The 3930-nt window shown below is 56.6% G+C and carries 4 protein-coding genes; all 4 read right to left on the bottom strand.

The features are described 5' to 3' along the window. Positions 1 to 281: 281 nt before the first annotated feature. A complete protein-coding gene (locus ACPLUI_RS12265) occupies positions 282 to 473 on the bottom strand; it encodes a hypothetical protein (RefSeq protein WP_424660542.1) in 192 nt (63 codons plus the stop codon). 373 nt (positions 474 to 846) lie between these two features. Further along, positions 847 to 1386 carry a hypothetical protein gene (locus ACPLUI_RS12270; protein WP_424660543.1) on the bottom strand — a complete coding sequence of 180 codons (540 nt, stop codon included), beginning with the start codon at positions 1384 to 1386 and terminating at the stop codon, positions 847 to 849. A 5-nt stretch (positions 1387 to 1391) separates the two neighbouring features. Further along, on the bottom strand, positions 1392 to 3092 hold the full coding sequence (locus tag ACPLUI_RS12275) for a helix-turn-helix domain-containing protein (protein ID WP_424660544.1): 1701 nt from the start codon (positions 3090 to 3092) through the stop codon (positions 1392 to 1394). A gap of 98 nt (positions 3093 to 3190) precedes the next feature. Beyond that, positions 3191 to 3930 (bottom strand): ATP-dependent DNA helicase (locus ACPLUI_RS12280; RefSeq protein ID WP_424660545.1); only part of this gene is annotated, 740 nt, incomplete at its 5' end.

A 3930-nucleotide genomic window follows, 5' to 3' on the forward strand; every position in this document is an offset into this window, starting at 1 on the left:
ACGACCAGCAACCGCTTCTTCTGCGGCAGCAGTTTCTTGATCGAGTCGAGCGCCTGGATCTGGTAATCGCGCAGCGCTATCAAAAACCGACCGCCCCCTTTCCTTTTCCCCGGGTCCTTACCGGGTTTCCCCTCTGAACCGTAAACTTGCTAACGCGGAAGTGGTTACTCCGACGACGGGGGCTCGAGCAGCCCTTTCTTAGCCAGCTCCTGCCTGGTCAGCTCGTCCCGGCGCTTGCAGTATATACGGGCGCTCAGGTCCGACACCGGCCCGGCAGCCTTCTACCGCTTGATCCTCTGGAGGCTGGCGTAGTATCCGCTCACGATGTTCTGCAGGTACTCCTGCACCACGTCCGGGGTGCTCCACTCCTCCACGACCACTTCCGACAGCTCGGCGAGCTCGTCCAGGCACTCGAGGAAGAGCTTCTCCACGGGGTCCTTCTTCTCATCTGAAACACCTCCATATTTTCCCATACATTCCAGACAACCATATTATCGCAAGTTGGTTGCTTGTTTATATTTCCATATATGACTTTAAACGACAAATATCGCCAGTGACAGAAAAACTGTCACCGAGACAGTATAACCCTTGTGGCTGTAAGGCCAAGGGAAACTGTCACCAAAATCCCGCTTTCTATACACACCCCCCTCTTGATCATTAATTTCAATTTCAGGTGACAGTTTTAAAAAATGGCCTCCAGGCTTTGATACATAAGGGTTATACTGTCACCAGAGGGTAGTGACGGTTTTAAATTTCCAGTTCCCGCAAACCCTTGTATTTCAAGGCTTCGAGCCACTTTAAAACTGTCACCAAACTGTCACCGGACCCGGTGACAGTTTCTAAAGTTTAGAAATATAAACATACGTCCTGGGCCCTCCTGGACACTACCTGGTGCCGCTCTACCAGTTCTGTCTCAATTAAGCAGTCGATAACTTCTGATAAGGCAGGCTTCGGTACCTTTGCGGCACGAAGCAGGTCGCGCTGCGTGATGCCCCCTCTTTTCGCCGATATGATATCGAAAACTTTCCTGGCGAGACGCTCGAAATCGCTGAACGCCAGGCGGCTTAAAACCTCATGTGCTGTGGACAGGAAATAGTCCCCGAACGCACACGCCCATTGAACCGCCGGCAGTGTCCAGCTGCGGAATTCGCCCGTTCCCCTCGAAGCACACGTGTCAGCATCAAGCAGCAGGGCTATCTTGAATACAGAGGTCTTTATCCTTTCGGCGTAAGAATGTATGTGCGGTATGGTCATCTCGTTCGTCCTTGCGTTGAACTCCTGAACCCACCTGATGTAATACTCCGAAGCCGCATCCACCACGACTGGATCCTCTTCTATGCTGACTTGACCGCGGACACCCGCCACCCCGGACCTGCTCGACGACACGGTTTTCAGGAAAGATAAAGGGATTTCAACAGCTCCCTCCTCCTCTGCTTGTCGTATTCAAAAACTGTCCCGGTACCTGCTCTCTCCGCTCCCGCTTTCGGCCAGCTCTCTCCGTCCTCTCCGGTACGGACCTCTCGACCCCGCGGCCGCCCGGGCACGTGCTTGTAGTCGTCCCTGAGAGCAGCAACCAGGAAACCGGGGACGTTCCTGATCACCGTGCTGCTGCCCATATCGCTGATGAGCTCGATCTTCTCCCTGATTTTCTCTACCGGGAACTTCAGCAGGAGCTTCCCAAAAAACTCCGGGGGCACGTGGGCCCCGGTAGCCGCCAGCACTGCCGCCTGCAGCTCCGGGATGACCGCGCCAGGCGAAATGCCAGACGCGGGTCTCCCCTCCCCAGGCATACCGTCCAGAGGCCCGCCCGGTACAGCCGCGCCAGACGAAACGCCAGGTGCGGGCATTCCCTCCAGCCCGCCCCAGCTGCCAGCGGGCATGCCGCCCAGCAAAGCCCCTTCCAAAAATCCCGGGCATGACCGGATACCAGCAGCTGCCGGTGACATACCTGGTACGTCTGTACCGAAACGGAAAGTGCCTGCGTCCGGAACAAAGCCGAACGGCACTTTCTCTTTACCGCTGACAGTGCTGTTGATAGTAGTACTTCTCTCTAGCTGCCGATCAGTAGAAAGAGTATCTTTCAGTTGTTGATCTAAAAGAATACCTTTCAGTTGTTCAGTAGATAGATCAACAACAGCAACATCAGCAACAACATTTATGTCGGAACCCGTGGTAAGAGGGGGGGTGCAGTCTTCACAGACCCCCCACTGGACTTCGAAAAGTGGTGGGAGGCCCAGAATATTTTCACATCCCTCGGCGCGACCTCCAGGGGTAAAGGGAGAGCCGCACCCGCCTTCGTCCAGGCCAGGAGCTTCTTTACCTGCGGTAAGAGGGGATGTGCAGTCTCCACAGACCCCCCTCTGGAATTCGGAAAGTGAAGGGTGTGGAATCCTTTCCGGGGCAGGAATAAAACCATACCCGGAGCCGTCCGGACTGGAGGCTTTCTCCCGCTCGTCCTGGACAAGCCGGTGGAAATCCGTGGCAAAAAGGGACGTGTGGTCTCTACAGACCCCTTCCCCCCTCCCGTCCCGGACAGTTTGTATTTCGTCGGGACCTGTGGTGAGAGGGGACATGTAGCCTTCACAGACCCCCCTGTGGAGTTTAGAAAATGGGGAGTGTGGAATTTCCACACGCTTATGGTCTGCCGGCATAGAGGGAGAACTGCACCCGGAACTGCCCGGGCTGGAGACCTTTTCCCGCTCGTCCTGGACAATTTGCAGCAGTTTTTCAAGTACGGGTGTCAGGTCGTACTCGTTGCTCAGCTGGCCTTTGCCGGGATCGCGCCTGTTGCGCACGATCACCAGCCCCTTCTCGACCAGGCTCTTTTTGTAGGCGTGCAGGGTCTTCTCGCTCACGCCGGTTAACCTGCTGAGTTCTCTGATGGAAGGGTGAGGGTTGCCGGCAGCCTGCTGGTAGCTCAAGAGGTGACAGATAAAGGCCATTTCCTGGAAAGATATCCCCAGCTCCCTCTGGTGGCGGAACAGGGCGGTGGGGATGGAAGTCGCGCCCTGCCCGGCGACCGCCTTACCGTAGAGCTCGCAGAAAGAATTTCCGCTTTCCCGCTTGACAACGCCCGGAGTTTTTGTTAACATTTTCTTACACTCCTTTTTTTGGTTTTTTTGGGACTTCCAGAAGGAAAGCCCCAAAAAAACAAAAGTCCCGCGCGGTTTCTCACGCGGGACTTTTTGTGTCAGTATTCCTGCAAAAATTCCCCGAGCATCGTGTACCTCTTCACCGGGCTGTCGTTCCTCACCGCCATGGCCAGGGCCTTTTTGGAGCCTACCAGCACCAGCTTCTCCTTCGCCCTGGTAACGGCAGTGTACAGCAGGTTGCGGCTCAGCATGTAGTGGTGGGACGTCGATACCGGGACTATTACCGTACCGAACTCGGAACCCTGAGACCGGTGCACGCTTATGCAGTACGCCAGCTCGAGCTCCCACAGCTCGTCGTAGCTGTAGGGAACCACGTCCCCGTTGAACTGCACCTCGACCCTGCTGCCGACCCTCCTTATCACCCCGATGTCCCCGTTGAAGACGTACTTCCCGTAGTTGTTCCTGGTCTGGATGACCCTGTCGCCCACCCGGAAGGCACGGTCACCGTGCTTCACCTCCCTGCCTGCGGGGTTGACCGCTCCCTGGATCAGCCTGTTCAGCTCCCGCGTGCCCAGGAGGCCGTCTTTTTTAGGCGAGAGCACCTGCACGTCCTCCCCCCTGCGCAAGAGACCTGCGGCCCGGGCCACCACGCTCCGGGCGATCTCTCCCGGCTCGTCCTTCTCAATAAACAACAGGTCCGTCCTGGACCTGTCGACCAGCAGCGGCAGTCCCCTGTTGACCCGGTGGGCGTTGGCTATTATCTGCGACTCCGCCGCCTGCCTGAACACTTCGGTCAGGGTCACTTTGGGAACGGACGAGGAGAGCATGTCCTTCAGCA

Source organism: Desulfofundulus sp. (assembly GCF_049701015.1).
Lineage (GTDB): Bacteria > Bacillota > Desulfotomaculia > Desulfotomaculales > Desulfovirgulaceae > Desulfofundulus.

Bases quoted from the DNA above. Each gene is read 5' to 3' on its own strand.
- ACPLUI_RS12265 (WP_424660542.1), bottom strand. From the start codon at position 473: ATGGGAAAATATGGAGGTGTTTCAGATGAGAAGAAGGACCCCGTGGAG.
- ACPLUI_RS12275 (WP_424660544.1), bottom strand. From the start codon at position 3,092: ATGTTAACAAAAACTCCGGGCGTTGTCAAGCGGGAAAGCGGAAATTCT.